Origin of the sequence: Streptomyces sp. NPDC048481, assembly GCF_043200075.1 — a bacterium.
GTDB lineage: Bacteria > Actinomycetota > Actinomycetes > Streptomycetales > Streptomycetaceae > Streptomyces.
Genome location: NZ_JBICXC010000001.1, coordinates 1,423,537 through 1,447,120, shown reverse-complemented (window position 1 = coordinate 1,447,120; position 23,584 = coordinate 1,423,537). Strand labels below are relative to the sequence as shown.

General features: G+C 72.1%; 24 protein-coding genes. 10 read left to right on the top strand and 14 right to left on the bottom strand.

Annotation, left to right across the window (positions count from 1 at the left end):
• Nucleotides 1-417 precede the first annotated feature (417 nt).
• On the bottom strand, nucleotides 418-1,059 hold the full coding sequence (locus ACGFSH_RS06235; protein ID WP_393345424.1) for a DNA-3-methyladenine glycosylase: 642 nt from the start codon (nucleotides 1,057-1,059) through the stop codon (nucleotides 418-420).
• Nucleotides 1,060-1,212: 153 nt separating this feature from the next.
• Here ACGFSH_RS06235 and ACGFSH_RS06230 point away from each other — a divergent pair, with 153 nt between their 5' ends.
• The 3 genes from ACGFSH_RS06230 to ACGFSH_RS06220 all read left to right on the top strand — a co-directional run bounded on the left by ACGFSH_RS06230 (nucleotide 1,213) and on the right by ACGFSH_RS06220 (nucleotide 3,447).
• The gene (locus tag ACGFSH_RS06230; RefSeq protein ID WP_393345422.1) at nucleotides 1,213-1,995 is read left to right on the top strand and encodes a sporulation protein; all 783 of its coding nucleotides are present in this window, start codon (nucleotides 1,213-1,215) and stop codon (nucleotides 1,993-1,995) included.
• 207 nt (nucleotides 1,996-2,202) lie between these two features.
• Entirely contained in the window at nucleotides 2,203-2,742 is a 540-nt protein-coding gene (locus ACGFSH_RS06225) for a YbhB/YbcL family Raf kinase inhibitor-like protein (RefSeq protein ID WP_393345420.1), read from the top strand.
• 198 nt (nucleotides 2,743-2,940) lie between these two features.
• Nucleotides 2,941-3,447 carry an HNH endonuclease gene (locus ACGFSH_RS06220; RefSeq protein ID WP_329408460.1) on the top strand — a complete coding sequence of 169 codons (507 nt, stop codon included), beginning with the start codon at nucleotides 2,941-2,943 and terminating at the stop codon, nucleotides 3,445-3,447.
• Nucleotides 3,448-3,520: 73 nt separating this feature from the next.
• Here the strand turns inward: ACGFSH_RS06220 and ACGFSH_RS06215 are convergent, their stop codons facing one another.
• The 3 genes from ACGFSH_RS06215 to ACGFSH_RS06205 form a co-directional block, all read right to left on the bottom strand.
• The gene (locus tag ACGFSH_RS06215; protein ID WP_393345418.1) at nucleotides 3,521-4,471 is read right to left on the bottom strand and encodes an SPFH domain-containing protein; all 951 of its coding nucleotides are present in this window, start codon (nucleotides 4,469-4,471) and stop codon (nucleotides 3,521-3,523) included.
• Nucleotides 4,472-4,634: 163 nt separating this feature from the next.
• Nucleotides 4,635-5,066: an NfeD family protein gene (locus ACGFSH_RS06210; protein ID WP_329408462.1), complete on the bottom strand. Its 432-nt coding sequence runs from the start codon at nucleotides 5,064-5,066 to the stop codon at nucleotides 4,635-4,637.
• A gap of 59 nt (nucleotides 5,067-5,125) precedes the next feature.
• The gene (locus ACGFSH_RS06205; RefSeq protein WP_329408464.1) at nucleotides 5,126-5,923 is read right to left on the bottom strand and encodes an ABC transporter ATP-binding protein; all 798 of its coding nucleotides are present in this window, start codon (nucleotides 5,921-5,923) and stop codon (nucleotides 5,126-5,128) included.
• Nucleotides 5,924-6,076: 153 nt separating this feature from the next.
• Here ACGFSH_RS06205 and ACGFSH_RS06200 point away from each other — a divergent pair, with 153 nt between their 5' ends.
• A complete protein-coding gene (locus ACGFSH_RS06200; RefSeq protein WP_393345415.1) occupies nucleotides 6,077-6,865 on the top strand; it encodes a hypothetical protein in 789 nt (262 codons plus the stop codon).
• A 138-nt stretch (nucleotides 6,866-7,003) separates the two neighbouring features.
• Here ACGFSH_RS06200 and ACGFSH_RS06195 read toward each other — a convergent pair whose 3' ends face one another.
• The 4 genes from ACGFSH_RS06195 to ACGFSH_RS06180 form a co-directional block, all read right to left on the bottom strand.
• Nucleotides 7,004-7,243, bottom strand: a complete 240-nt coding sequence (locus tag ACGFSH_RS06195; protein ID WP_109000178.1) for a chaplin family protein — start codon at nucleotides 7,241-7,243, stop codon at nucleotides 7,004-7,006.
• Nucleotides 7,244-7,545: 302 nt separating this feature from the next.
• On the bottom strand, nucleotides 7,546-7,791 hold the full coding sequence (locus ACGFSH_RS06190) for a chaplin family protein (protein ID WP_393345413.1): 246 nt from the start codon (nucleotides 7,789-7,791) through the stop codon (nucleotides 7,546-7,548).
• A 232-nt stretch (nucleotides 7,792-8,023) separates the two neighbouring features.
• On the bottom strand, nucleotides 8,024-8,665 hold the full coding sequence (locus ACGFSH_RS06185; RefSeq protein WP_329408468.1) for a response regulator transcription factor: 642 nt from the start codon (nucleotides 8,663-8,665) through the stop codon (nucleotides 8,024-8,026).
• Nucleotides 8,658-9,803: a GAF domain-containing sensor histidine kinase gene (locus ACGFSH_RS06180; protein WP_329408469.1), complete on the bottom strand. Its 1,146-nt coding sequence runs from the start codon at nucleotides 9,801-9,803 to the stop codon at nucleotides 8,658-8,660. Before ACGFSH_RS06180 ends, ACGFSH_RS06185 begins: the two co-directional genes overlap by 8 nt.
• A gap of 239 nt (nucleotides 9,804-10,042) precedes the next feature.
• Here ACGFSH_RS06180 and ACGFSH_RS06175 point away from each other — a divergent pair, with 239 nt between their 5' ends.
• The 3 genes from ACGFSH_RS06175 (at nucleotide 10,043) to ACGFSH_RS06165 (ending at nucleotide 12,888) form a co-directional block, all read left to right on the top strand.
• On the top strand, nucleotides 10,043-10,741 hold the full coding sequence (locus ACGFSH_RS06175; RefSeq protein WP_393345410.1) for an SDR family NAD(P)-dependent oxidoreductase: 699 nt from the start codon (nucleotides 10,043-10,045) through the stop codon (nucleotides 10,739-10,741).
• Nucleotides 10,738-11,856 carry an S-adenosylmethionine:tRNA ribosyltransferase-isomerase gene (locus ACGFSH_RS06170; protein WP_393345409.1) on the top strand — a complete coding sequence of 373 codons (1,119 nt, stop codon included), beginning with the start codon at nucleotides 10,738-10,740 and terminating at the stop codon, nucleotides 11,854-11,856. The genes ACGFSH_RS06175 and ACGFSH_RS06170 overlap by 4 nt, the downstream gene beginning before the upstream one ends.
• A 303-nt stretch (nucleotides 11,857-12,159) precedes the next feature.
• Nucleotides 12,160-12,888, top strand: a complete 729-nt coding sequence (locus ACGFSH_RS06165) for a transglycosylase SLT domain-containing protein (protein WP_393345407.1) — start codon at nucleotides 12,160-12,162, stop codon at nucleotides 12,886-12,888.
• A 78-nt stretch (nucleotides 12,889-12,966) separates the two neighbouring features.
• Here ACGFSH_RS06165 and ACGFSH_RS06160 read toward each other — a convergent pair whose 3' ends face one another.
• Entirely contained in the window at nucleotides 12,967-15,504 is a 2,538-nt protein-coding gene (locus ACGFSH_RS06160) for an FHA domain-containing protein (protein ID WP_393345405.1), read from the bottom strand.
• Nucleotides 15,505-15,748: 244 nt separating this feature from the next.
• On the opposite strand from ACGFSH_RS06160, the gene ACGFSH_RS06155 reads away from it, so the two are divergent.
• Nucleotides 15,749-17,752, top strand: a complete 2,004-nt coding sequence (locus ACGFSH_RS06155; protein WP_393345403.1) for a streptophobe family protein — start codon at nucleotides 15,749-15,751, stop codon at nucleotides 17,750-17,752.
• A gap of 139 nt (nucleotides 17,753-17,891) precedes the next feature.
• On the top strand, nucleotides 17,892-19,106 hold the full coding sequence (serB, locus tag ACGFSH_RS06150; RefSeq protein ID WP_393345402.1) for a phosphoserine phosphatase SerB: 1,215 nt from the start codon (nucleotides 17,892-17,894) through the stop codon (nucleotides 19,104-19,106).
• Nucleotides 19,107-19,282: 176 nt separating this feature from the next.
• On the opposite strand, the gene ACGFSH_RS06145 is transcribed toward serB, so the two are convergent.
• From ACGFSH_RS06145 to ACGFSH_RS06130, 4 genes are all read right to left on the bottom strand, one after another.
• Nucleotides 19,283-19,801 carry a SixA phosphatase family protein gene (locus tag ACGFSH_RS06145; protein WP_393345400.1) on the bottom strand — a complete coding sequence of 173 codons (519 nt, stop codon included), beginning with the start codon at nucleotides 19,799-19,801 and terminating at the stop codon, nucleotides 19,283-19,285.
• A 119-nt stretch (nucleotides 19,802-19,920) separates the two neighbouring features.
• Nucleotides 19,921-20,127, bottom strand: coding sequence for a hypothetical protein (locus tag ACGFSH_RS06140; RefSeq protein WP_393345398.1), 207 nt, complete (start codon nucleotides 20,125-20,127; stop codon nucleotides 19,921-19,923).
• A gap of 345 nt (nucleotides 20,128-20,472) precedes the next feature.
• Entirely contained in the window at nucleotides 20,473-20,589 is a 117-nt protein-coding gene (locus tag ACGFSH_RS06135; RefSeq protein WP_329408482.1) for an SGM_5486 family transporter-associated protein, read from the bottom strand.
• A gap of 288 nt (nucleotides 20,590-20,877) precedes the next feature.
• Nucleotides 20,878-22,275, bottom strand: coding sequence for a CynX/NimT family MFS transporter (locus tag ACGFSH_RS06130; protein WP_393345396.1), 1,398 nt, complete (start codon nucleotides 22,273-22,275; stop codon nucleotides 20,878-20,880).
• 70 nt (nucleotides 22,276-22,345) lie between these two features.
• Between ACGFSH_RS06130 and ACGFSH_RS06125 the strand changes: the two genes are divergently transcribed.
• Nucleotides 22,346-23,035 carry a FadR/GntR family transcriptional regulator gene (locus ACGFSH_RS06125; RefSeq protein ID WP_393345395.1) on the top strand — a complete coding sequence of 230 codons (690 nt, stop codon included), beginning with the start codon at nucleotides 22,346-22,348 and terminating at the stop codon, nucleotides 23,033-23,035.
• On the opposite strand, the gene ACGFSH_RS06120 is transcribed toward ACGFSH_RS06125, so the two are convergent.
• On the bottom strand, nucleotides 23,016-23,348 hold the full coding sequence (locus ACGFSH_RS06120) for a hypothetical protein (RefSeq protein ID WP_329408486.1): 333 nt from the start codon (nucleotides 23,346-23,348) through the stop codon (nucleotides 23,016-23,018). The two genes, ACGFSH_RS06125 and ACGFSH_RS06120, sit on opposite strands and share 20 nt — an antisense overlap.
• Nucleotides 23,349-23,584 lie beyond the last annotated feature (236 nt).

The window sequence follows — 23,584 nt, the reverse complement described above, 5'->3', positions numbered from 1 at the left end:
GGCCGGGGACGGGGTATCAACATATCTGGCGTTGATTTTTGGCACGCTGTTGAGTTCTCAAGGAACGGACGCTTCCTTTGTACTCACCCGAACTTCTCGGGCTTTCCTCCGGGCGCTTCCCTTCGGTCTTGCGTTTCCGACTCTATCAGATCGTTTTCTCGATCCGATTCCCTGTCAGCGGGATTGCCTTGGGCCTTTGGGCTTTCGCCCCCGGCCTTTCGACATTCACTACGTTAGCCGATTCCCTCCGCAACTCATAATCGAGTTCCGCGGGCTTTGAATTCGGGCATGCGGGCACGCCGAAATCGCTCCCGCTGAGGGATGTCGTAGGTAGTGGGTTGGCCGCTTCCGGCTGCAGGCGAATGCCGTACCCGGTTCAAGCGGCTCGGGCCACGTTACGCGCCGTCCAGGGCCGAGTCAACTTCGGCGGCGCTTGGGGACGTGGGCCCGGTAGGGGCTCACCGTCGGGTCGTCGGCGACCCAGTAACGCCAGGGGTGGACGGCGCCGTCGCCCGACACCCCGGTGCGCGGTCCGCTGCGTACCTGGTCGGAGGGGACCGGGGTGCCCGTGAGGATCCGTAGCGGGGTGTCCCCGGAGGCGCAGGCGTCCGTGCCGTCGAGGGCGCGGTCCACGTCCAGGGCCGTGGCCAGACGGGCGGGGCCTTTGGCCAGTTCTTTGTCGCTCCGGGCCGAGAGTCGACGTTTGCGGGCGTGCTCGGCCCCCTCGACGATCTCGCCGGCGCGCAGCAGGACACCGCTCGCGACGCCCGCCGGACCGCAGACGAGGTTCATGCAGTGCCACATGCCGTAGGTGAAGTAGACGTACACATGACCGGGCGGACCGAACATCACGCCGTTGCGGGCCGTGGGACCGCGAAAGGCGTGGGAGCCCGGGTCGTTCCCGCCGTCGTAGGCCTCCACCTCGGTGAGGCGCAGGGTGATCGGTCCGTCGGGGGTCGTGCGGACGAGCAGCCGGCCGAGGAGATCCGGGGCCACCTCCAGGACAGGGCGGTCGAAGAAGGTCCTGGGCAGGGGCGTACGGTCGGTGGTCGCGATCATGCGCTCCGAGCGTAGTGCAGACGTGCGGGTGCGACGGGGTGGTCAGCGGGCGCTCGGTTTTGTCAGGGTGTGGGGCGGCGGAACCGGTCAGGTCGGGATCGCGTTTGTAGGGATCGAGGGATCCCGTCCGAAGAAGGTCGTAGAGGGAGAGTCATGGCGTTCAAGAAGCTGCTCGCGAGTCTGGGGGCCGGCGGTGCTTCGGTCGAGACGGTGCTGACCGAGGTCAACGTCGTTCCGGGCGGTGTCGTCCAGGGCGAGGTGCGGATCCAGGGCGGGTCCGTCAACCAGCAGATCGAAGGGCTGTCGGTCGGTCTTCAGGCCAAGGTCGAGGTCGAGAGCGGCGACCAGGAGTACAAGCAGGACATCGTGTTCACCAAGCAGCGGCTCGGGGGCGCGTTCGAGCTGCAGGCCGGCGCCGTGCACGCGGTGCCGTTCGGGCTGGAGATCCCCTGGGAGACGCCGGTCACGATGATCGACGGGCAGGCGCTGCGCGGGATGAACGTCGGGGTGTCGACCGAGCTGGAGATCGCGCGCGCCGTGGACTCCGGCGACCTGGACGCGGTGAACGTCCACCCCCTGCCGGCGCAGGCGGCCATCCTGGACGCTTTCATCCAGCTCGGTTTCCGCTTCAAGAGCGCGGACCTGGAGCGCGGGCACATCCGGGGCACGCGGCAGAAGCTGCCGTTCTACCAGGAGATCGAGTTCTTCCCGCCGTCGCAGTACCGAGGGCTCAACCAGGTCGAGCTGAGCTTCGTGGCCGACGAGCACGCGATGGACGTCGTGCTGGAGATGGACAAGAAGCCGGGCCTGTTCAGCGAGGGCAGTGACACCTTCCGCTCGTTCCAGGTGGGCCTGCACGACTACCAGGGCACCGACTGGCCCGCGTACCTCAACACGTGGCTGTCCGAGGTCGGCAGCAAGCGCAACTGGTTCTAGGGGTCGCTCGCCGGACGTTCCCGAACGTTGTCGGACGCTTCCCCGCGGTCCCTCAGCGGGACAACACGGAGGGCCCGGAACGCCGTACGGCGTTCCGGGCCCTCCGTGTTGTGCTCGCCGACGCCCGGCAGTGGCCGGCCTCGTGCGGGGTACGCAGGTCGTAGGCTCCGAGAGGAGTGCGTTTCCGATCTACCAGGAGGTGTCGAGGTGACCGAGCTGAAGAGGCGGCCGCTGCCCCACGATTTCCATCCGCCGGTTCCGTCGTTCACGGTCACGAGCGAGGACGTCGAGGAGGGGGCGGTGCTCAAGGACGCCCAGGTGCAGTCCGCGGGGAACACCTCGCCGCAGCTGCGGTGGGCGGGTTTCCCTGACGGCACCAAGAGCTTCGCGGTGACCTGCTACGACCCCGACGCGCCCACGGGCAGCGGGTTCTGGCACTGGGTCCTGTTCGACATCCCGGCCTCGGTGACCGAGCTGCCCGCCGGTGCGGGCAGCGAGGGGTTCGAAGGTCTGCCGGCGGGCGCCGTGCACGCGCGCAACGACTACGGCAGCAAGGACTTCGGCGGGGCCGCGCCGCCGCCGGGGGACGGGCCGCACCGGTACGTGTTCACGGTGTACGCGGTGGATCAGGAGAAGCTCGGTCCGGACTCCGACGCCTCGCCGGCCGCGGTCGGGTTCAACCTGCGCTTCCACACGATCGGTCGCGCGCAGTTGATCGGTGAGTACGAACTTCCCAAGGAAGGATGAGTCAGCTCATCCTTCATGGAGTGTTTGCCCGCCTCTGGTCTTGGAAGTGATCAGAGGCGGGCATTTTTTGTTGCCGGGGGTCGCGGGGGTCACCTCCCGTGGAGCAGCAGATATTGCGTTGTCCATCTCGGCGTGCCCGGCCAGAGTTGATCCCAGCCCGCCAGGGGGTGGGCCGGTGCACACAGGAGGTGGGCTGGTATGCGGGACACGCTGGTGCTGAACGCGAGCTTCGAGCCGCTGTCGACGGTGACGTTGAACCGAGCCGTCGTTCTGGTGCTTCAGGACAAGGCCGTCGTCGAGCAGGCCCACCCCGAACTGCGCATGCGTGGGGCGGAGGTGGACATTCCCGCGCCACGGGTGATCAGGCTGTGCAGGTACGTGCGGGTGCCCTTCCGAAGACAAGCGCCGTGGTCGAGGCGGGGTGTGCTGATCAGGGACCGGCACCGGTGCGCCTATTGCGGGCGCCGGGCGACGACCGTGGACCACGTGGTGCCGCGGGCGCAGGGCGGTCAGGACTCGTGGCTGAACACCGTCGCCTCGTGCGCAGAGGACAACCACCGCAAGGCGGACCGGACTCCGGAGCAGGCGGACATGCCGTTGCTGCGGCGGCCGTTCGAGCCGACTCCCGCGGACGCGATGCTGCTGGCCCTGGGGCAGGAGGACCTGGCGGCGCTGCCGGAGTGGCTGACGCTGGACGCCGCGTAGTTCCTCCTCTCGTACGCGACCGGGGCCCGCCTTCTTCGTGAAGGCGGGCCCCGGTCGGTGCGCGGGTCGGCGGTCAGTCGAGGGTCGGCTTCTCGCGGCGCTCGTTGCCGCCGCCGTTGCCGGCGTTGTTGCCGCCCGAATTGCCGCCGAAGGGGCCGAAGTTGCCCATGGCGCCGGACAGTCCCTTGAGGGCGTCGCCGATCTCGCTGGGGACGATCCAGAGCTTGTTGGCGTCGCCCTCGGCGATCTTCGGGAGCATCTGGAGGTACTGGTAGGACAGGAGTTTCTGGTCGGGGTCGCCGGCGTGGATGGCTTCGAAGACCGTGCGCACGGCCTGCGCCTCGCCCTCGGCGCGCAGGGCGGCCGCCTTGGCCTCGCCCTCGGCGCGCAGGATCTGGGACTGCTTCTCGCCCTCCGCGGTGAGGATGGCGGCCTGGCGGGTGCCCTCGGCGGTGAGGATCGCCGCGCGCTTGTCCCGGTCGGCGCGCATCTGCTTCTCCATCGAGTCCTGGATGGAGGTGGGCGGTTCGATCGCCTTGAGCTCGACGCGGTTGACGCGGATGCCCCACTTGCCGGTGGCCTCGTCGAGGACGCCGCGCAGGGCCGCGTTGATCTCCTCGCGGGAGGTGAGGGTGCGCTCCAGGTCCATGCCGCCGATGATGTTGCGCAGCGTGGTGACGGTGAGCTGCTCGATCGCCTGGATGTAGCTGGCGACTTCGTAGGTGGCGGCCCGGGCGTCGGTCACCTGGTAGTAGATGACCGTGTCGATGTTGACGACCAGGTTGTCCTGGGTGATCACCGGCTGGGGCGGGAACGGCACGACCTGTTCGCGCAGGTCGATGCGGTTGCGGATGGTGTCGATGAACGGGACGACGATGTTGAGGCCGGCGTTCAGCGTGCGCGTGTAGCGGCCGAAGCGCTCCACGATGGCGGCGCTGGCCTGCGGGATGACTTGGATCGTCTTGATCAGGGCGATGAAGACCAACACCACCAGAATGATCAGGACGATGATGACCGGTTCCATCGTCGGATCCCCGTACCCTTCTCCGCCTCGGCGTTTCGGAAGATCTTATGTCTGTTGAAGATCTTGCTGGTCGAGTCTGACAGACCGTCGTGCGGCTCGCGAGGTGTTCGGTCGACTTACGTCGTGCGGGAGTTGGCCGGCGTCGGGCGGAAGTCGTGCAAGGTCAGATGACGATGGCGGTGGCTCCCTCGATGTCCACGACGTCGACCTGCTGCCCCACGTCGTAGGCGCGGTCGCCGTCGAGCGAGCGCGCCGACCAGATCTCTCCGGCGAGCTTGATGCGTCCGCCGGCGCCGTCGACGCGCTCCAGTACGACGGCCTGCTTGCCCTTCAACGCGTCGACTCCGCTCGCGAATTGGGGGCGTTGTCTGCTGTGCCGGGCCGCGATGGGGCGCACGACGGCGATCAGCGCCACCGAGACGACGATGAAGACGAGCACCTGGGCCACGACGCCCAGGCCGAGAGCCGCGGCGACGGCGGCGGCCACGGCGCCGACCGCGAGCATGCCGAACTCCGGCATCGCGGTCACCACGAGCGGGATACCGAGCGCCGCCGCGCCGACCAGCCACCACACCCACGCGTCGATGTCGTTCACAGGGTCATGGTAGGGCCGGGGGTCCCGTCGCGGACAGGGCGCGAAGGGGGCGGCACGGGTCAGGACATGGGCAGGCCCTGCGCGGTCCAGCGGTCGCCGATCTGTTCCACGACGAGCGGGAGGCCGAAGCAGAGGGAGAGGTTGCGCGAGGTGAGTTCGAGTTCGACGGGGCCCGCGGCGAGGACCTTGCCCTGGCGGATCATGAGCACGTGGGTGAAGCCCGGGGCGATCTCCTCGACATGGTGCGTGACCATGATCATCGAGGGGGCGATGGGGTCGCGGGCGAGGCGGCCGAGGCGGCGTACGAGGTCCTCGCGGCCGCCGAGGTCGAGGCCGGCGGCGGGCTCGTCGAGCAGCAGCAGTTCGGGGTCGGTCATCAGGGCGCGGGCGATGAGGGTCCGCTTGCGCTCGCCCTCGGAGAGGGTGCCGAACTTCCGGTCGAGGTAGTCGCTCATGCCGAGGCGGTCGAGGAAGGCGCGGGCGCGCTGCTCGTCGACGTCCTCGTACTCCTCCTGCCAGCCGGCCGTCATGCCGTAGGCGGCGGTCAGCACCGTCTGCAGGACGGTCTGGCGCTTGGGGAGCTTGTCGGCGAGGGCGATGCCGGCCATGCCCACGCGCGGGCGCAGCTCGAAGACGTCGGTGCCGGGCTTGCCGAGGGGTTCGCCGAGGACCGACACCTCGCCGGAGCTCGGGAAGAGGTAGGTGGAGGCGATGTTCAGGAGGGTCGTCTTGCCGGCCCCGTTCGGACCGAGGATGACCCAGCGCTCGCCCTCCTTGACCGACCAGGAGACCTGGTCCACGAGAGCCCGGCCCTCACGGACCACGGTCACGTCCTGAAGCTCCAGAACATCGCTCATGAGCGGGTTGTCTCCCCTTGCAGTGTGGCCGGTCGGTTGTCGCGGGCGCCTGTGGCTCGGACCGCCGCGCGTGGGTGGGCGCGGCCCCTCCGGGAAAATCTACGCCACCGGCCGGGCGGCCCGTTCCATCGGTCCGGTCCTTAGGCTGGGGGCATGCTTTCGGAACCGCGCTCTGGTCGCCTCGCCGCTTGGGGAAATGCCCTGTTGGCCGGATTCGTCTCGCCGGACGACGCCGTGCTCGCCGTCGTCGGGGAGGACGCCGTCCACCGGCTGGAAGGGCTGCCGGGCGAGTCCGGGCCCGTCGGACTCACGCTCGCGCTCGGGCGGCTCCGAGGGCTGGGGGTGACCGGGCTGCGGCTTGCGCTGCCCGTGCCGGGCCATCCGCTGGGGCTGAGCGGGCCGCCGGAGTTCAACGCGCGGGCGCTGGACGCGCAGGAGGCGGTGGTCTGTCACGGCGCCGGTCACGGGCTGGTGCCCGAGGTCTCGGAGGCCGGCCCCGCGGGGGACGTCCACGTCGAGGTGGTGTGGCACTGCCTGCCGGTGCGGGAGGCTCCGCCGGCCGACGTGCCGTCGCTGGGCGAGGCGGAGCGGGAGCTGGCGGAGGCGCTGCGGGACGCCACGGCGGTGCTGTCGCGGCTGGACGTCGCCGGGTCGGGGCCGGTGGCGGAGGCGGCGATCGACGCGTACCGGGCGCGGGCCGAGCGCGGGCGGGACGTGCTGGCGCCGGGGTATCCGCCGCGGGCGGTGCGGGTGCTGGAGCTGGCGCAGCGGGTGGGTCTGCTGGTTTCCCTCGCCCAGGAGAACGGGCACGGGGGTGCGGTCAGCTCCGGGGAGATGGCGGCTCGCGCCGAGGCCTTGCGGCCGGTCGAGCGGACGGCCCGGCGGGCGACGGTCGCCGCGTACAACGCCGTCGTGGAGGAGCGGGAGCGCGGGATGCGCTGAGCGCGCCGGGCGCGCTGGGCGGAGGATGCGCTGGGCGGGGGTGTGAGCCGAGGCTCAGGGTGCGCCGGGTGCGGAACGCGCGCGGGGCCCGCGCGTCGACGACGACGCGCGGGCCCCGCGCGGGCTCGGCCGTGAGGGTCAGCGGTTGACGCCGGTGTTGCCGAAGGCCGGGTTGAGCAGGCCGATCACGTTGACGCTGTTGCCGACCACGTTGACCGGAACGTTGACCGGAACCTGGACGAGGTTGCCCGAGACGACGCCCGGCGACTTCACAGCCGCGCCCTCGGCGCCCGCGTCGGCGACGGCCGCTCCGGCCGAGGCGCCGGCGGCGATGCCGGCCACGGTGAGGGCCACGGCGGTCTTCTTGGCGATGTTCATGGAAAGGGTTCCTCCTGCGGTTGCGTGTCCGGTCCGGCCGGGGGCCGTGCGCTGTCCAACGTGGGGTGATCGCGAACGGTGCGGTCGTCCGGGCCGGAAGGCCCCGTTCGGGCCATTGGAACGACAGAGCTAAGGGACGACAAACAGACCGCCGCTCCCGGAGGCGGCCGGGAGAGGCAGCCGGTCACCGCGGATCCGTGGGAACCTCGGCGGGACCGGACGTCACATTCGGGACGTCACATTCCGGACGTCGGGTTCGGGACGCGTCGGGTTCGGGACGTCGGGTTCGGGACGTCGGTGGTTCAGCGGTTGAGGCCCAGGTTGCCGAAGGCCGGGTTGAGCACGCCGATCACGTTGACGCTGTTGCCGACCACGTTGACCGGAACGGCGACCGGGGCCTGGACGAGGTTGCCCGAGACGACGCCCGGCGAGCTCTTGGCCGCGCCGAGGGCGGTGGCGCCGTCGGCGGCGGAGGCCAGTCCGGCGCCCGCGGCCACCAGACCGCCGGCCACCATCGTCACAGCCGCTGCCTTCTTCAGGTTCTTCACTTCTGAGCCCTTCTCGCGATCCCCGCGGCAGTCGCCGCGGCACGCAGGGAGAACGGCGGAGATCGTCACAGGATGCGCCATCCGGGGGACATTCCCACGACGGTATGAATCTCGGATCGGAGGTTAACCCTCCGGATCGTCACTCGCACGGGTCGCACGGCCGGCCCTGCGGCCCCTCCCCCGCGGTTCATCGGCCACTCGGCGCCTCGGCTCGTCAGCCTGCCGGCTCGGCTCAGCCGGCCGCGCCGTGGCGCACGGCCCACAGGGCGGCCTGGGTGCGGTCCGCGAGGTCGAGTTTCATGAGGATGTTCGAGACGTGCGTCTTGACGGTCTTCTCGGAGAGGACCAGGGCGCGGGCGATCTCGCGGTTGGAACGGCCGTCCGCTATCAGGCCGAGCACCTCGCGCTCCCGTTCGGTGAGCGAACCGCCACGCCCCTGGCCGGAGTTGGCCTCGTCCTGGGAGAGCAGCGCGCCGGCGACCTCCGGCTGGAGCAGGATGTGGCCGGCGTGGACGGAGCGGATGGCGCCGGCCAGGGCGTCGGGGTCCACGTCCTTGTAGACGTAACCGGCGGCGCCCGCGCGCAGGGCGGGGACGACCGTGCGCTGCTCGGTGAAGCTGGTGACGATCAGCACGCGCGCGGGGTTGTCGAGTTCGCGGAGTCTGCGCAGGGCCTCGACGCCGTCCATGCCGGGCATCTTGACGTCCATCAGGACGACGTCGGGACGCGACTCCTCGCACAGGGCGACCCCTTCGGCCCCGTCGGCGGCCTCGCCCACGACCTCGATGTCGTCCTGCACCTCCAGGAAGGTGCGCAGACCCCGGCGGACGACCTGGTGGTCGTCGACGAGCAGCACCTTGATTGCGTCAGCCACCGGGGGCCTCCATCTCGATCGCGGTGCCCTTCCCGGGCGCCGACTCCACCGTGAGCGTGCCGCCGACGCCGTTGGCGCGGTCCCGCATCGACACCAGTCCGAGGTGGCGGCCTGCCCGGCGGACCGTCGACGGGTCGAAGCCGCTGCCGTCGTCCGTGACGCGCAGGACCGTGTCCGGGCCGCGCTTGTGCAGGGTGACGTCGACGTGGTCCGCGCCGGAGTGGCGCAGGGCGTTGTGCAGGGCCTCCTGGGCGACCCGCAGGAAGGCCTCCTCCTGGGCGGCGGGAAGGGCCCGCACGCCGTTGCCGGTGAACGTCACGCGGGCGGTGTGGGCGCGGTCGAGGACCTGGACGTGGGTGCGCAGGGTGGCGACCAGGCCGTCCTCGTCGAGCGCGGCCGGCCGCAGCTCCACCACGGCGTCGCGCAGCTCGTCGGCGGCTTCGGCGGCCAGGGCGGCGACCTGGTGCAGTTCGTCCTTCGCGCGCGCGGGGTCGCGGTCGACGAGGGCGGCGGCGGCCTGGGCCGTCAGGCGCAGGGAGAACAGCTTCTGGCTGACGGCGTCGTGCAGCTCGTGGGCCAGCCGGGAGCGTTCCTCGGCGATGGTCAGCTCCCGGCTGCGCTCGTACAGGCGGGCGTTGGTGAGCGCGATCGCGGCGTGCTGGGCGAGGATCGACAGCAGTTCCTCGTCCTCCTCGGTGAAGCCGCAGCCGCCCTCGGGCTTGGCGCAGTTCTTGTTGGCGAGGAACAGGGCGCCGATGACCTCGTCGCCGTCGCGGACGGGCAGGCCCAGGAAGTCGGACATGTCGGGGTGGGCGGAGGGCCAGCCCTCGAAGCGGGGGTCCTTGCGGACGTCGGCGAGGCGCTCGGGCCGGGCCTCGTGCAGCATCGCCGCCAGGATGCCGTGCTGGCGGGGCAGGGGGCCGATGGCCTTCCACTGCTCGTCGCTGACGCCGTCCACCACGAACTGGGCGAAGCCCCCGTGATCGTCGGGGACGCCCAGGGCGGCGTACTGCGCGTTCAGCAGGTCACGGGCGGAGGCGACGATCGTCTTGAGGACGTCGCGCACCTCCAGGTGCCTGCTCATGGCCAGCAGCGCGGAGCTGACCGCGGCGAGGCCGGACCGGGGGCCTTGACTCATGCCCTCACGGTACCGGCGGGGTCCGACAGCCGGATCGGTCCTGTGACCGCCGCGAACGGGACGGAAGACCTAGGGCGGAGGTCCCGGGCCGGTGGGCCTACGCCGGGCGGCGGAGGCGGCGGGCCTACGGCGAAGGGCCCCGTCCGGCTGCGTCCCGCGTCCGAGGCGGGGGCGGACGGCGCGTTCCTAGGTTGGGGGCACCGCCGGACGGAGGCGGTCGGACGAAGGGGACGGTTGTCATGCCGGTAGCGATCATCACGGGGGCGTCGAAGGGGCTGGGGCGGGCGCTGGCCGAGGCGTTGGCCGCCCGGGGCTGGGACCTGGTGCTCGACGCCAGGACGGGGCGTGCGCTGGAGGCGGCGGCGGTGTCCATGGCGTCGTACGGGACGCGGGTGGAGGTCCGGGCGGGGGACGTCACCGACGCGGGGCACCGGGCCGAGCTGGTGGCGGCCGCCCGGCGGCTCGGGGGTTGCGACCTGCTGGTGAACAACGCGAGCGCGCTGGGCGCGGAGCCGCTGGTGCGGCTGGAGGCGTTGCCGCCGGACGGGCTGCGGCGGGCACTGGAGGTGAACGTGGTGGCGCCGTTGGCGCTGGTCCAGGAGGCGCTGCCGCTGCTGCGCGGGGCGCGGGCGGGCGCGGTGGTCACCGTCAGCTCGGACGCGGCCGTCGAGGCGTACGGGACGTGGGGCGGCTACGGGGCGTCCAAGGCGGCGCTGGACCGGCTGGCGGCGGTGCTCGGCGTGGAGGAGCCGGAGCTGCGGGTGTGGGCGGTGGATCCCGGTGACATGGCCACGGACCTGTACGCGGCGGCCGTCCCGGACGACGACGGTCCTCGTCCCGATCCGGCCGCGGTGGCGCCGGCGTTCCTGCGGCTGCTGGACGAGCGTCCGGCGAGCGGCCGGTACGGGGCCGCGGCGCTCCTGGAGGCGCGGCGATGACGGTGACGGGGGTCCCGCACGAGTCGGTGCGGCAGTGGGGCGGGGTGCCGGAGGAGTTGTCGGCGCGGGTGCCGGCCGAGCAGCGCGGGCCGGGGCGGGGACGGGACGACGTCCGGCTGCTGGTGTCGCGGGGGACGGCGGTGGCGCATCACGCGTTCCGGGAGCTGCCGGGCCTGCTGCGGGCCGGTGACGTGCTGGTGGTGAACACCTCGACGACGCTGGCGGCGGCCGTGGACGGGCGGATCGGGCACACGCGTGTGGTGGTGCACTTCTCGACGCGCGGGGACGACGGGCGGTGGGCGGTCGAGCTGCGCGAGCCGGACGGGACGGGCACGACGCGCGCGCGGGCGGGCGGTCCGGCGGGTGCGCGGGTGCGGTTGCCGGGGGGTGCGCGGCTGGTGCTGGAGGAGCCGCTGGCGCGGGGCGGGGGGCGGTTGTGGTGGGGGCGGGTCTCGCCCGGCGGGGCCGTCTCGGGGCTGCTGCGGGAGTACGGGCGGCCGATCCGCTACTCGTACACGGAGCGGGACCAGCCGTTGTCCGCTCACCAGACGGTTTTCGCGCTGGCGTCGGCGGACGGGGCGGGCAGCGCGGAGATGCCGAGTGCGGCGCGGCCCTTCACGGCCGCCCTGGTGGCGGAGCTGGTGAGCCGCGGGGTGCTGTTCGCGCCGGTCGTGCTGCACACCGGGGTGGCCTCCGCGGAGGTGCACGAGCCGCCGTATCCGGAGCGCTTCGCGGTGCCCGGGGCGTCGGCGCGGCTGATCGAGGGGGTGCGGGCCGCGGGCAGGCGGGTGATCGCCGTGGGGACGACCGCCGTGCGGGCGGTGGAGTCGGCGGCCGGCGCCGACGGGGTCGTCCGCGCGCGTGCGGGGTGGACGGATCTCGTCGTCACTCCCGCGCGCGGGGTGCGGGTGGTGGACGGGCTGCTGACCGGGCTGCACGAGCCGCAGGCCTCGCATCTGCTGATGCTGGAGGCGGTGGCCGGGCGGGCCGCGATCGAGCGGGGCTACGAGGAGGCGCTGCGCGCGCGGTACCTGTGGCACGAGTTCGGGGACCTGCATCTCCTCCTGCCGGAGGAGGGCCCTGACGCACAGCATTGCTCTGGCAACCAGCTGTGAGAACGATCTACAGGCCGTGTGAGCCCGCGCATAGGGCACACATCACGTACTAGGGACTTTAGGAGACAAAGGGGCACCCGGTGAACGGGGCAGATGGTTCTATCTGTCCCGTTTTGCCCTTCCCCGATCCACTACCGGGGATCGTACGTCACACCTTTGCCTGGGCATTTTGCGGCCGCTAAGAATTGCTCTCGTCGCTCAGCACCGCCGGGTCAGCCCGCCGGTGCTCGTGCCTCAAGCACCCGCTGTCCGCCGTTGGACGATGAGAGCGACCTCCGCGCTGATACGAAGAGGTCCTTCCGCATGCCCAAGAACACTCACAAGATCGCGATCGCCGGTGCGGCCACCCTCGGTGCCGCCGCCCTCGCCTTCTCGGTGGTGCCGGCCGACGCGCAGACGACCACTACGGACGCCGTCTCGTCCGCCCAGGTCGCCTACAGCTCCAAGCCGGTGCAGGACGTCAAGACCAGTGTCACCGACCAGCTGGCCGCGACGAGCGTGAAGGTCGACGCGATCGAGGCGAAGAAGAAGGCCGCCGCGGCCGCCGCCGCGAAGAAGAAGGCCGCTGCCGCGAAGGCCGCCGCCGCGAAGAAGAAGGCGGCCGCCGAGGCCGCCGCCAAGCGGAAGGCCGCCGCCTCGCGCAAGGCCAAGGAGGCCGCGAACCGCTCGGTCAAGCGCGCCGCGATCAAGAAGGCCACGGTCCGGCACTACGCGAACAACCTCGACGGCTGGATCAAGCAGTCCCTGGACATCATGAAGTCCAAGGGCATCCCGGGCAGCTACCACGGCCTGCACAAGAACATCATGCGCGAGTCCTCGGGCAACCCGAACGCGATCAACGACTGGGACATCAACGCCATCAACGGCATCCCGTCCAAGGGTCTGCTCCAGGTGATCCCGCCGACCTTCACGGCGTACCACGTCGCCGGAACGTCCTGGAACATCTACGACCCGGTCGCCAACATCACCGCCGCCGCGAACTACGCCGCCGACAAGTACGGCACGATCGACAACGTGAACAGCGCGTACTGACGCACCCCCCCCCACACACGCCGAAGGGCGGCGCCTCCCGACCGGGAAGGCGCCGCCCTTCGGCGTCGTACGCGGGGACTACTTGCGCATGACCTCGGGCTCGTGGCGGCGCAGGAAGCGGGCCACGAAGAAGCCGCAGATCACACCGAGCACGATCAGCGCGATCATGTCGAGGCTCCAGGCGCCGACGGTGTGCTCCCACAGCGGGTCCGCGGCGCCGCCGTCCTTGGGCGGGCTGATCTTGTTGAAGTCGAGCGTGGCGCCGGCGGCCGCGACGGCCCAGCGCGACGGCATCAGGTACGAGAACTGGTTGACGCCGACCGCCCCGTTCAGGGTGAACAGACAGCCGGTGAACACGACCTGGATGATCGCGAACATCACCAGCAGCGGCATGGTCTTCTCGGCCGTCTTCACCAGCGACGAGATGACCAGGCCGAACATCATCGACGTGAAGCCGAGCGCCATGATCGGGATGGACAGCTCGAACATGGTGGCGCCGCCGAGGACCAGGCCCTCCTTCGGGATCTCCCGGCTGGCGAAGCCGATCACGCCGACCAGCAGGCCCTGGAGCACGGTGACCACGCCGAGCACGAACACCTTGGACATCAGGTACGCCGACCGCGACAGGCCGGTCGCCCGTTCCCGCTCGTAGATGACCCGTTCCTTGATCAGCTCACGGACGGAGTTCGCCGCGCCCGCGAAACAGGCGCCCACCGCGAGGATCAGCAGGACGGTGGTGGCCGTGCCGTTGGGGATGATCCGCCCGCTCTTGGGGTTGACCGGGTTCGGCAGCAGGCTGTTGCCGGAGTCGATCAGCAGGCTCACCGCGCCGAGGACGGCCGGAAGGATCACCGTCAGCGCCAGGAAGCCCTTGTCGGAGGCGATCACCGACACATAGCGGCGCACCAGGGTGACGAACTGCGACATCCAGCCCTGCGGCTTCGGCGGCTTCATCGCCTGCATCGGCGGGACCTGTACGGACTGCGGCGCCACGGCGTCGATGTCCGCGGCGTACATCTGATAGTGCTGCGAGCCCTTCCAGCGGCCCGCCCAGTCGTAGTCGCGGTAGTTCTCGAAGGCGGAGAAGACGTCGGCCCAGGTGTCGTAGCCGAAGAAGTTCAGCGCCTCCTCGGGCGGGCCGAAGTAGGCCACCGCGCCGCCCGGCGCCATCACGAGCAGCTTGTCGCAGATCGCGAGTTCGGCCACCGAGTGCGTGACGACCAGGACCGTGCGGCCGTCGTCGGCGAGGCCGCGCAGCAGCTGCATCACGTCGCGGTCCATGCCCGGGTCGAGACCGGAGGTCGGCTCGTCCAGGAAGATCAGCGACGGCTTGGTGAGCAGCTCCAGGGCCACCGAGACGCGCTTGCGCTGGCCGCCGGAGAGCGAGGTGACCTTCTTCTCCTTGTGGATGTCCAGCTTCAGCTCGCGCAGCACCTCGTCTATGCGGGCGTCACGCTCGGCGGCCGTGGTGTCGGCCGGGAAACGGAGCTTGGCCGCGTACTTGAGGGCCTTCTTGACGGTGAGTTCCTTGTGCAGGATGTCGTCCTGCGGGACCAGACCGATGCGCTGACGCAGCTCCGCGAACTGCTTGTACAGGTTGCGGTTGTCGTAGAGGACGTCGCCCTGGTTGGCGGGCCGGTAGCCCGTCAGCGCCTTGAGCAGCGTCGACTTGCCGGAACCGGACGGACCGATGACCGCGATCAGCGACTTCTCCGGGACGCCGAACGAGACGTCCTTGAGGATCTGCTTGCCGCCGTCGACCGTCACCGTCAGATGCCGGGCCGAGAAGGAGACCTCACCGGTGTCGACGAACTCCTCGAGCCGGTCGCCGACGATCCGGAACGTCGAGTGGCCGACGCCGACGACGTCGGCCGGGCCGAGCTGGACCGAGCCGCCCTTGGGGATCGGCTGGCCGTTGACGTAGGTGCCGTTGTGCGAGCCGAGGTCGCGGATCTCCATCCGGCCGTCGGGCGTCGAGTGGAACTCGGCGTGGTGACGGGAGACCTGGAGGTCCGACACGACGAGTTCGTTCTCCAGCGCACGGCCGATGCGCATGACGCGGCCGAGGGAGAACTGGTGGAACGTGGTGGGGCTGCGGTCGCCGTAGACCGGCGGCGCCCCCGCGCCACCACCGGGCACCTGCTGCACGTAAGGCTCGCCCGCGCCCTGCTGCTGCGGCACGTGCGGCGCGGACTGCTGCGGCGGCTGCCAGCCCGCCTGCGGCCCCTGCCCGGCCGGCTGCTGCGGCGCGCCCTGCTGGGCCCAGCCCGGGTTCGCGGCCTGCGCCGCGTACGGCTGTTGCCGTGGTTGCGCGGCGGGCGCCTGCGCTCCCGAGACGCTCACGCGCGGTCCGTCGGTCGCGTTGCCCAGGTGCAACGCCGAGCCGGGACCGATCTCCAGCTGATGGATCCGCTGCCCCTGCGCGAACGTGCCGTTGGTGCTGCCGTGGTCCTCGACGACCCAACTGCGGCCGTTGTGGCTGACCGTGGCGTGTCGCCAGGAGACCCTGGCGTCGTCGAGGACGATGTCGCCCTGCGGATCACGTCCGAGGGTGTAGGACCTGGACGGATCGAGCGTCCAGGTGCGTCCGTTCAATTCCAGTACGAGTTCCGGCACTCCAGCCCCACTGAGTTGTCCCCCGAGTAGCCCCATCAACGGGGAGTCTAGGGATGTCGAACATCGGGGGGAACTATTTCAGTAGCGGCCCCCTGACCGAAAGTCGGGCCTTGTGAAGAGCACGCGCACACGTGCCCGCAGTTGCCGTTGACGGGGTTGAAAACGGCCCGGAGAGTGGTAAAGCACGCGAGGGGGACGGAAGCGGCGATCTTCGCCGTTCCACACCGCGGATCGGGGGGTCTGCATGAGCGCCGGCACGGTTGTCGAAGGCGGCGGGAGCGCGGTGCGCGGCAGGGGCGTGCCATGGGCGGACGTGCTGCCGGCCGCTGTCGCCGCGGTGAGCTGGGCGTTGATCGCGATGGCCGGGACCGCGGCGCTCGGGCTGCACCTGCTGGATGCCGACGCGGCGGGCTCGTTGGGCCCGATGACGGCCGCGGTCGTGGTCCTGGGGGCGGGCGGCTCGGTGACCCCGTCCGGCGACGTGTCCGCCTTCGGGCTGACGGGCGCGGAGGCGGACACGGCCGTCGAGATCACGCCACTGGGGGTGAGCCTGGTCGGCGCGCTGCTCCTGTCGTGGTTCTTCCTGCGGTCCCTGCGCACGGCCGGCGCGGTGATCGCGCCCGCCGAACTCCTCGCGCGCGTGGGGTCGACGGCCGCTCTGTTCGTGGCCATGCTCGGCGGGCTGGCCTGGGCGGGGCACGACGTCGTCACGCTCGACGGGAGTTCGCTGGGCCTCGACGACCTGCCCGACGCCGGGGGCGGGAGCAGCGGGGGCGGGAGCGGGGGCCTGGACATCCCCGGGCTGGGGGACGTCGGGGACATCGGCGGTCTGCTGCCCGACCGGCTCGGCGACCTGGTCCACGCGAAGGCCGCGGTCGGCTTCACGGTGGACACCGCCTCCACCCTCCTCGGCGGCCTCGGCTGGTCGCTCGGAGTCCTGCTGATCGCCGTGCTGGCCTCGCGCCGCACCCCGCTCCCCCGCGCGTGGGAGGCGGTGCATCGCGTGGTACGGCCGGCCGCGTCCGCCGTCGTCACGGTGGCGCTGGTGGCGGTGGCGGCCGGGCTGGCCGCGGCGGCGTACGCGGCGATCGGCGACGACCACCCCCGGCGCATCGCGGGCGCGGCCCTGCTCGGCGCTCCGAACGGCGTCTGGCTGGGCATCCCGATCGGCCTGTTCGTCCCCTGGGACGGACGCGCGACGGGCGCCCTGACGACCGTCCTGCCGGCCCCGCTGGACGAGCTGCTGGGCACGGGCGGCCGACGGCCCGTGACGCTGGACCGCCTGGCCGAGTTGGACGGACGGGTGTGGCTGCTGGCGGTGGCCGCCGCGCTGATGATGCTGCTCGCGGGAGTGCTGACGGCGGTACGGACACCGAAGCCGCGTGCCCGGCCGGGGGCGGGAGCCGAGGCCTGCGCGCGCGTGACGCAGGGACTTGCCGACGGTGCTCCGGGGGCCGGCGGCCGGGTGCGGACCGCCCGGGAAGGCGGCGCCGTCGGGTTCGCCGGGCGGTGCGCCGTGCGGCTGGGGCTCGCGACCGCGCTCGCGTTGCCGTCGGCGGCCTGGCTGACGGACGTCTCCGTGAACGCGTCGCTGTCCGTGCTGGGCTTCGACGCCTTCGGGGCCGGGATCGAGCTGCACGGACACCTCGGCGCCGCGTTGCTGCTGGGCGCCCTGTGGGGGGCGGGCGCAGGGCTGGTCGGCGCGGGGCTGGCCTGTGCCACGGGGGCCGCGGGGGCACTGGCCGCTCCCTTGGCACGCGGTGACGCGGGCGGGGGCGCGGTGGAGCCGGGCGGGGACGCGCGACGTCATGGATCCGCCGGTCCCGCTTCGCCTCCGAGGCACACGGACGGCCTGACGGGCCCGTACGCGCCGGGCGCTCCCTCCTACCGGCCTCCCAACCCTGCCACCAACCCCTACCTCCGCCTGCCGGACGACCTGCGCGGGCCGCAGGATGCCCGGCCCGGTGCGGAGGCGGGGGCGGGGAAGGGGGCGGGGCAGGAGCAGGAGCGGGAGGGCGAGAGGTCGGGCGAGCGGTCGCGGTCCCGGGACGGCTCGCGGCCGCAGGAGCCGCCTCCGTCCGGATCGGACGACGTCTACGGAGCGCCGACCGTGGTCCGCCCGATGGGACCGGCGCCGCGCGCACCCCGTGGACGTCCGTCGCCCCGCCCCCACGACGGGCCGCCCCCTCCCCCTCCCCCGCCACCGCCCGCTCCCAGGGGACCGAGGACGCCGCGCGGATCGCGGTGAGGCGCGACGGCACGCAGAATCGGGGAGTCGGCAACCGTCGGGCGAGGCGCACACCGCCTCTCCGGCAGTCGGGGGCGCCTGTCCGTCAGGCGGACCTCGGCGGCGAACGGCACCGGGTGCCGGATACGGTGGGTGCACCATGAGCGCTTCGCAGACCTCGTCCTCCGACGTTCCCACGCTCCTTGTCAAGATCTTCGGCAAGGACAGGCCTGGCATCACGGCCGGCCTCTTCGACACCCTCGCCGCCTACTCCGTCGACGTGGTCGACATCGAGCAGGTCGTCACGCGGGGCCGGATGGTGCTGTGCGCGCTCGTGACCGAGCCGCCGCCCGGCCTCGAGGGCGACCTGCGCTCGACGGTCCACAGCTGGGCCGAGTCGATGAAGATGCAGGCGGAGATCATCTCCGGCCACGGCGACAACCGGCCGCGCGGCCTCGGCCGGTCGCTGGTCACGGTGCTCGGACATCCGCTCACCGCGGAGGCCACGGCGGCGATCACCGCGAGGATCACCAAGGCCGGCGGCAACATCGACCGTATCTTCCGGCTGGCCAAGTACCCCGTCACCGCCGTCGAGTTCGCCGTCTCCGGTGTGGAGGCCGGCCCGCTGCGCACCGCCCTGGTCAGGGACGCGGGAGTGCTGGGCGTGGACGTCGCCGTGGTGGACGCGGGCCTCTACCGGCGGGCCCAGCGGCTCGTCGTCATGGACGTCGACTCCACCCTCATCCAGGACGAGGTGATCGAGCTCTTCGCCGCACACGCCGGCTGCGAGGACAAGGTCGCCGAGGTGACGGCGGCCGCGATGCGCGGCGAACTGGACTTCGAGCAGTCCCTGCACGCGCGCGTAGCGCTGCTGGAGGGGCTGGACGCCTCGGTCGTGGACAAGGTGCGTGCCGAGGTGCGGCTTACGCCGGGCGCGCGCACCCTGATCCGGACGCTGAAGCGGCTCGGCTACCAGGTGGGTGTCGTCTCCGGCGGTTTCACCCAGGTCACCGACGATCTGCAGGAGCGGCTCGGCCTGGACTTCGCGCAGGCCAACACGCTGGAGATAGTCGACGGCAGGCTGACCGGCCGGGTCACCGGCGAGATCGTGGACCGCGCGGGCAAGGCGCGGCTGCTGCGCCGCTTCGCCGCCGAGGCGGGCGTCCCGCTCTCCCAGACCGTCGCGATCGGCGACGGCGCCAATGACCTCGACATGCTCAACGCGGCCGGTCTCGGGGTCGCCTTCAATGCAAAGCCGGTGGTGCGCGAGGCGGCGCACACGGCGGTGAACGTGCCGTTCCTGGACACCGTCCTGTATCTGCTGGGCATCACCCGCGAAGAGGTCGAGGCCGCGGAGACGCACGACGAGCGGTAGCCCGCCGGCCGCCGGGTCAGGCATCGGGCGGACCCCGGCGGAGCCCGCCGCGCGGACCGCGGGCGACGGCGCGGGATCGGCGCGGGCCGCCGTGGTTCCACGGGCGGCCGAAGGGGACGAAGAGGGCCCTGCGCCGACGCGGCGCGGGCCCTCGTGCGTGCCGGTCGGTCAGCGGTTCACTCTTCGGGGGCCCAATAGTCGAGCAATGCGGCCGTGCCGGGCTCCAGGGCCTTCCAGGAGCCGTCGAAGGACAGGACGGCGAAGGCGGCGGCCGGGAACCCGCGGCGGCGCATGCGCTCGCCCGCGTCGCCGTCGGAACGGCCGGACAGGATCTCGGCGAGCCCTTGGATCCCGGGGTTGTGGCCGATGAGGACGATGGTGCGGACGTCGTCGGGGGTTTCGTTGAGCAGGGCGATCAGCTCGCCCGGTGAAGCCTCGTAGATGCGCTCCTCGTAGACGGTTTTCGGCCGCTGCGGGAATTCGTGGACCGCGAGCTTCCACGTCTCCCGGGTGCGGGTCGAGGTGGAGCACAGGGCGAGGTCCACGGGGATGCCGCTGTCGGTCAGCTTGCGTCCGGCGACGGCCGCGTCCTTACGGCCCCGCTCAGCGAGCGGGCGCTCGTGGTCGGTCACCTGTGGCCAGTCGGCTTTCGCATGGCGGAAGAGGACGATCCTGCGGGCTTCTGCGACGCTCATGAGTCCCAGCTTCGCATGAAACAGGCCAGCGGGCGCGGGTAGTTGACAGGGGGCCTCACCAGTGCCGGGAAGCCGCCCGGCGCCGCTTTCCGGGTGCGGCGGGGCCGCGGGGGCCGGCGTCAGCGGGCGATCAGCATCTGTACGCGCTCGACGAGGTGGGTGATCACCGGGTCGCTGCCGGCCGCGTGGGCGTCGGCGGGGTTCAGTATCAGCATCAGCAGGGTCGCGAAGGCGAGCGTCGGGAGGGCCAGGGCCCACCAGGGCAGCCGGGTGCCGACGCCGCCCGAGGCGGCCGGGTGGAGCCGGGTGTGCGTTGGGGCCGACATGACTGCCTCCGCTGTCTTCGAGAGATCCGTGTCCCGGCTCCCGGACCGAGGTCCCTGGGCCGTGGGCGTGAGCGCCGTGTGCGGTCACGGTTCGAAGTTACGGAATCGGCGGCGGTCAACCCATCAGGTGATCCACCCACTTGACCCTGAACCTCACCCCCTAGGGGACGGGGGGCTAACCCCACCCCCGCCGGACGGGCGGCTTCGGCGCCGCTGGCGTGCCAGAGGCGCGGGCGGGCCAGAGGCGCGGGCGGGCCGGAGGTGCCGGATAGCCTGCTGTGCCGTGGGTGCGGCGGCCGGGTATGGGGCCCGGGCGCCCCGGCGACAGCGTGCCGGACGGGGGCGTCAGGGCGAGGCGAGCGTCGCGATGACGGCGATGATCACGAAGATGGCCAAGAACGAGCCGAAGACGATCAGCATCTTCTTCTGGCCGTTCTGCGGATTCGGGTCGAGCACTGGCATGCGGCCAGTCTCGCACCCCGAACCGGCGGCGACCGCGCCGGGGGCCGTCGAAGGCCGTGCGGGGGGGTGGCCCCGGCGACCAGGAAGGCCACGATGGTGTGGGGGGACCGGGCGGGAAGCGGGCACCGGCCAAGGGGGCCGGCCAGGAGGGCGGCAGCGGGCGGCGCCGGGGGCGCGAGTGGTCCTGTCGGGGGCTGCGGAGGGCCTCCGTGGCCGAGAGCGCCCGACGGACGCGAGGCGGGCTACAGCGGGCGCTCGCCGCCTCCGGTGCGGCGGTCCCGCGCGGGGTCAGCGGGTGGCTTCGTCCTCCACGGTGCGGTCCCGGCCGGCCAGGACGCCCACGACCGTCTGCGGGATCATCAGGGCCGCCATGAGCACCAGGGGCAGGCGCCAGCCGCCGCTGTGCTGGTAGAGCACTCCCACCAGCAGCGGGCCCGGGATGGAGATCAGGTAACCGGTGCTCTGCGCGAAGGCAGACAGCTGGGCGACGCCCGCGCCCGTCCTGGCCCGCATCCCGACCATCGTGAGCGCCAGCGGGAAGGCGCAGTTGGCGATGCCGAGGAGCACCGCCCAGGCCCAGGCCCCCGCGGCGGGCGCGAGGTAGAGCCCGGCGTATCCGACGAGGCCGCACGCACCGAGTGCGACCACGATCGGGCCCTGGTGCGGCAGCCGGGTGGCGACCCGCGGGATGACGAAGGCCAGGGGCACGCCCATCGCCATCGTCACGGCGAGCAGCACTCCGGCCGTGCTCGCGGACACGCCCGCGTCCCGGAAGATCTGCGGCATCCAGCCCATGGTGATGTAGGCGGCGGTGGCCTGGAGGCCGAAGAAGACGGCCAGGGCCCATGCGGTGCGGCTGCGGGTGATGCGCAGCGCGGCGGAGGAGGAGCGGCCCGCGCGCGCGTCGGTGTGTGCGTGGCCGTCCCGGGCGTCGCCCGCCGCCGTCGGGGCGTCGGAGCGCTTCCCCGGCGTGGCGGCGTCGCCCGGTTCCGTCCTCCGTTCGCGTACCAGGGGCAGCCACGGCAGGACGGCCGCCGCCGCCAGGGCCGCCCACACCGCGAGCCCGGTGCGCCAGCTGCCGCCGAGCGCCGCCGTCATCGGCACGGTGACCGCGGCGGCGGCGGAGGTGCCCAGGGCCAGGGCCATCGAGTACAGGCCGGTCATCGAACCGACCCGGTCGGGGAAGTGCCGTTTGACGATGACGGGCATCAGGACGTTGCTGACGGCTATGCCCATGAGGGCGAGGGCGGTGGCGGCGAGGAACCCGGCGGCGCCCGCGAGGTAGGGGCGGACGAGCAGTCCGGTCGCGATGGCGGCCATGCCCGCGCACACGACCGCGCCCGGCCCGAAGCGACGGGCGAGGCGGGGCGCCATGACACCGAAGGCGGCGAAGCAGAGCGGGGGCACGGAGGTGAGCAGTCCGGCCACGCTGCCGCTCATGCCGAGCCCGTCGCGGACCTCTTCGAGGAGCGCGCCGAGGCTGGTGATGGCGGGCCGGAGGTTGAGGGCTGACAGGACGATGCCGACGAGGAGCAGTCGCGTCGTCCACGCGCGCGGGGCGACACGCGACGGCGGCTCGCCCTCCGCGGGTGCGGGAAGGGGAGACGGCGTGGTGGTGGCCGTCATGTCGGCCGTCGTCCTGGGCGTCGTCGTGCGGGTCTGCTCGCTTGCCATGCCGTCCATCATAGAATCATAGGATGATTGGTTGTCCATGTCCGTGTGACCCCCGGCATCCCGAGCCGTGCGAAGGTGAGCCATGCCCCTGAGCCACCCCCACCGCTCGGCTCTGTCCGAGCAGGTCATCGCCGCGCTGCGCACCCAGATCACCTCGGGTGAGTGGCCGGTGGGATCCCGCATTCCCACCGAGCCCGAACTGGTCGGGCAACTGGGCGTCGCGCGCAACACGGTCCGCGAGGCGGTCCGCGCGCTCGCGCACAACGGTCTGCTGGATATCCGGCAGGGCTCGGGCACCTACGTCGTCGCGACCAGTGAACTGGCCGGCGTGATGCACCGCCGTTTCGCCGGCGCCGACCCCCGGCACATCGCCGAACTGCGCGCCGCCCTGGAGTCGAGCGCGGCGAGGCTCGCGGCCGAGCGGCGCACGGAGAAGGACCTCAAGCAGCTGGACACGTTGCTGCTGCGGCGCGAGGAGGCCTGGGAGTCCGGCGACGCGGAGGCGTTCGTGGCGGCGGACACCACGTTCCACCTGGCGGTGGTGGCGGCCTCCCACAACGACGTCATGACGGCGACGTACGCGGACCTGGGCGCGGTGCTGCGGGACTGGCTGCGCGACGACGTCGGCGAGGAGCTGACGCCCGAGACGCACATGGACCATGCACGGCTGGTGGACGCGATCCGCGCGGGCGACGCGGAGACGGCCGCGGTCGAGGCGGCGACCTATCCCCTGTCGTGCCGGCCCGGGCGGTTCACCGCTTCCGGTGGCTGACCCAGGCCGAACCGACCTCCTTCCAGCACCGGCCGGTGAGCCGCACGGAACGGGCGGGGCCGACGTCGGTGGGGGTGCCGTCGGTGTCCACGTCCCACCAGCGCGCGCACTCGATGTGCAGGGCGACCCGGTCGGTGTCGGCGTAAGGGTTGTGACAGTGCGCGATCACGCGCGAGCCGTCGACCTCGATCCGGCACTCGGCGCCGAACGGTTCCGGGCGCTTCACGCGCGCGTGGCCGTGCGCGCCGTACGGCGGACAGAGGACGAGGGCGACCGCGGCGATCACCGGAGCGACACGACGGAACAGGGGCACAAGGGAACCTCCTCGGCAGAGCTGGGGAGGGCGGCGCGCGTGGGGAACGCGCACTCCAGAGTGCCTGGCCGGGTGCCCGTGCCGCCCGGCCGGCTGGGCCGAACGAGTGACGAGCCGTACGCGTGACGGAGCCGTGGTCGGGACAAGGCCTTACGCACGGCAGGGCTACGCACGACGGGTGAGGGCCCGCGCCGCCGGGGACGCGGGCCCTCACCCGTCAGCCGCGCTCAGCGGCA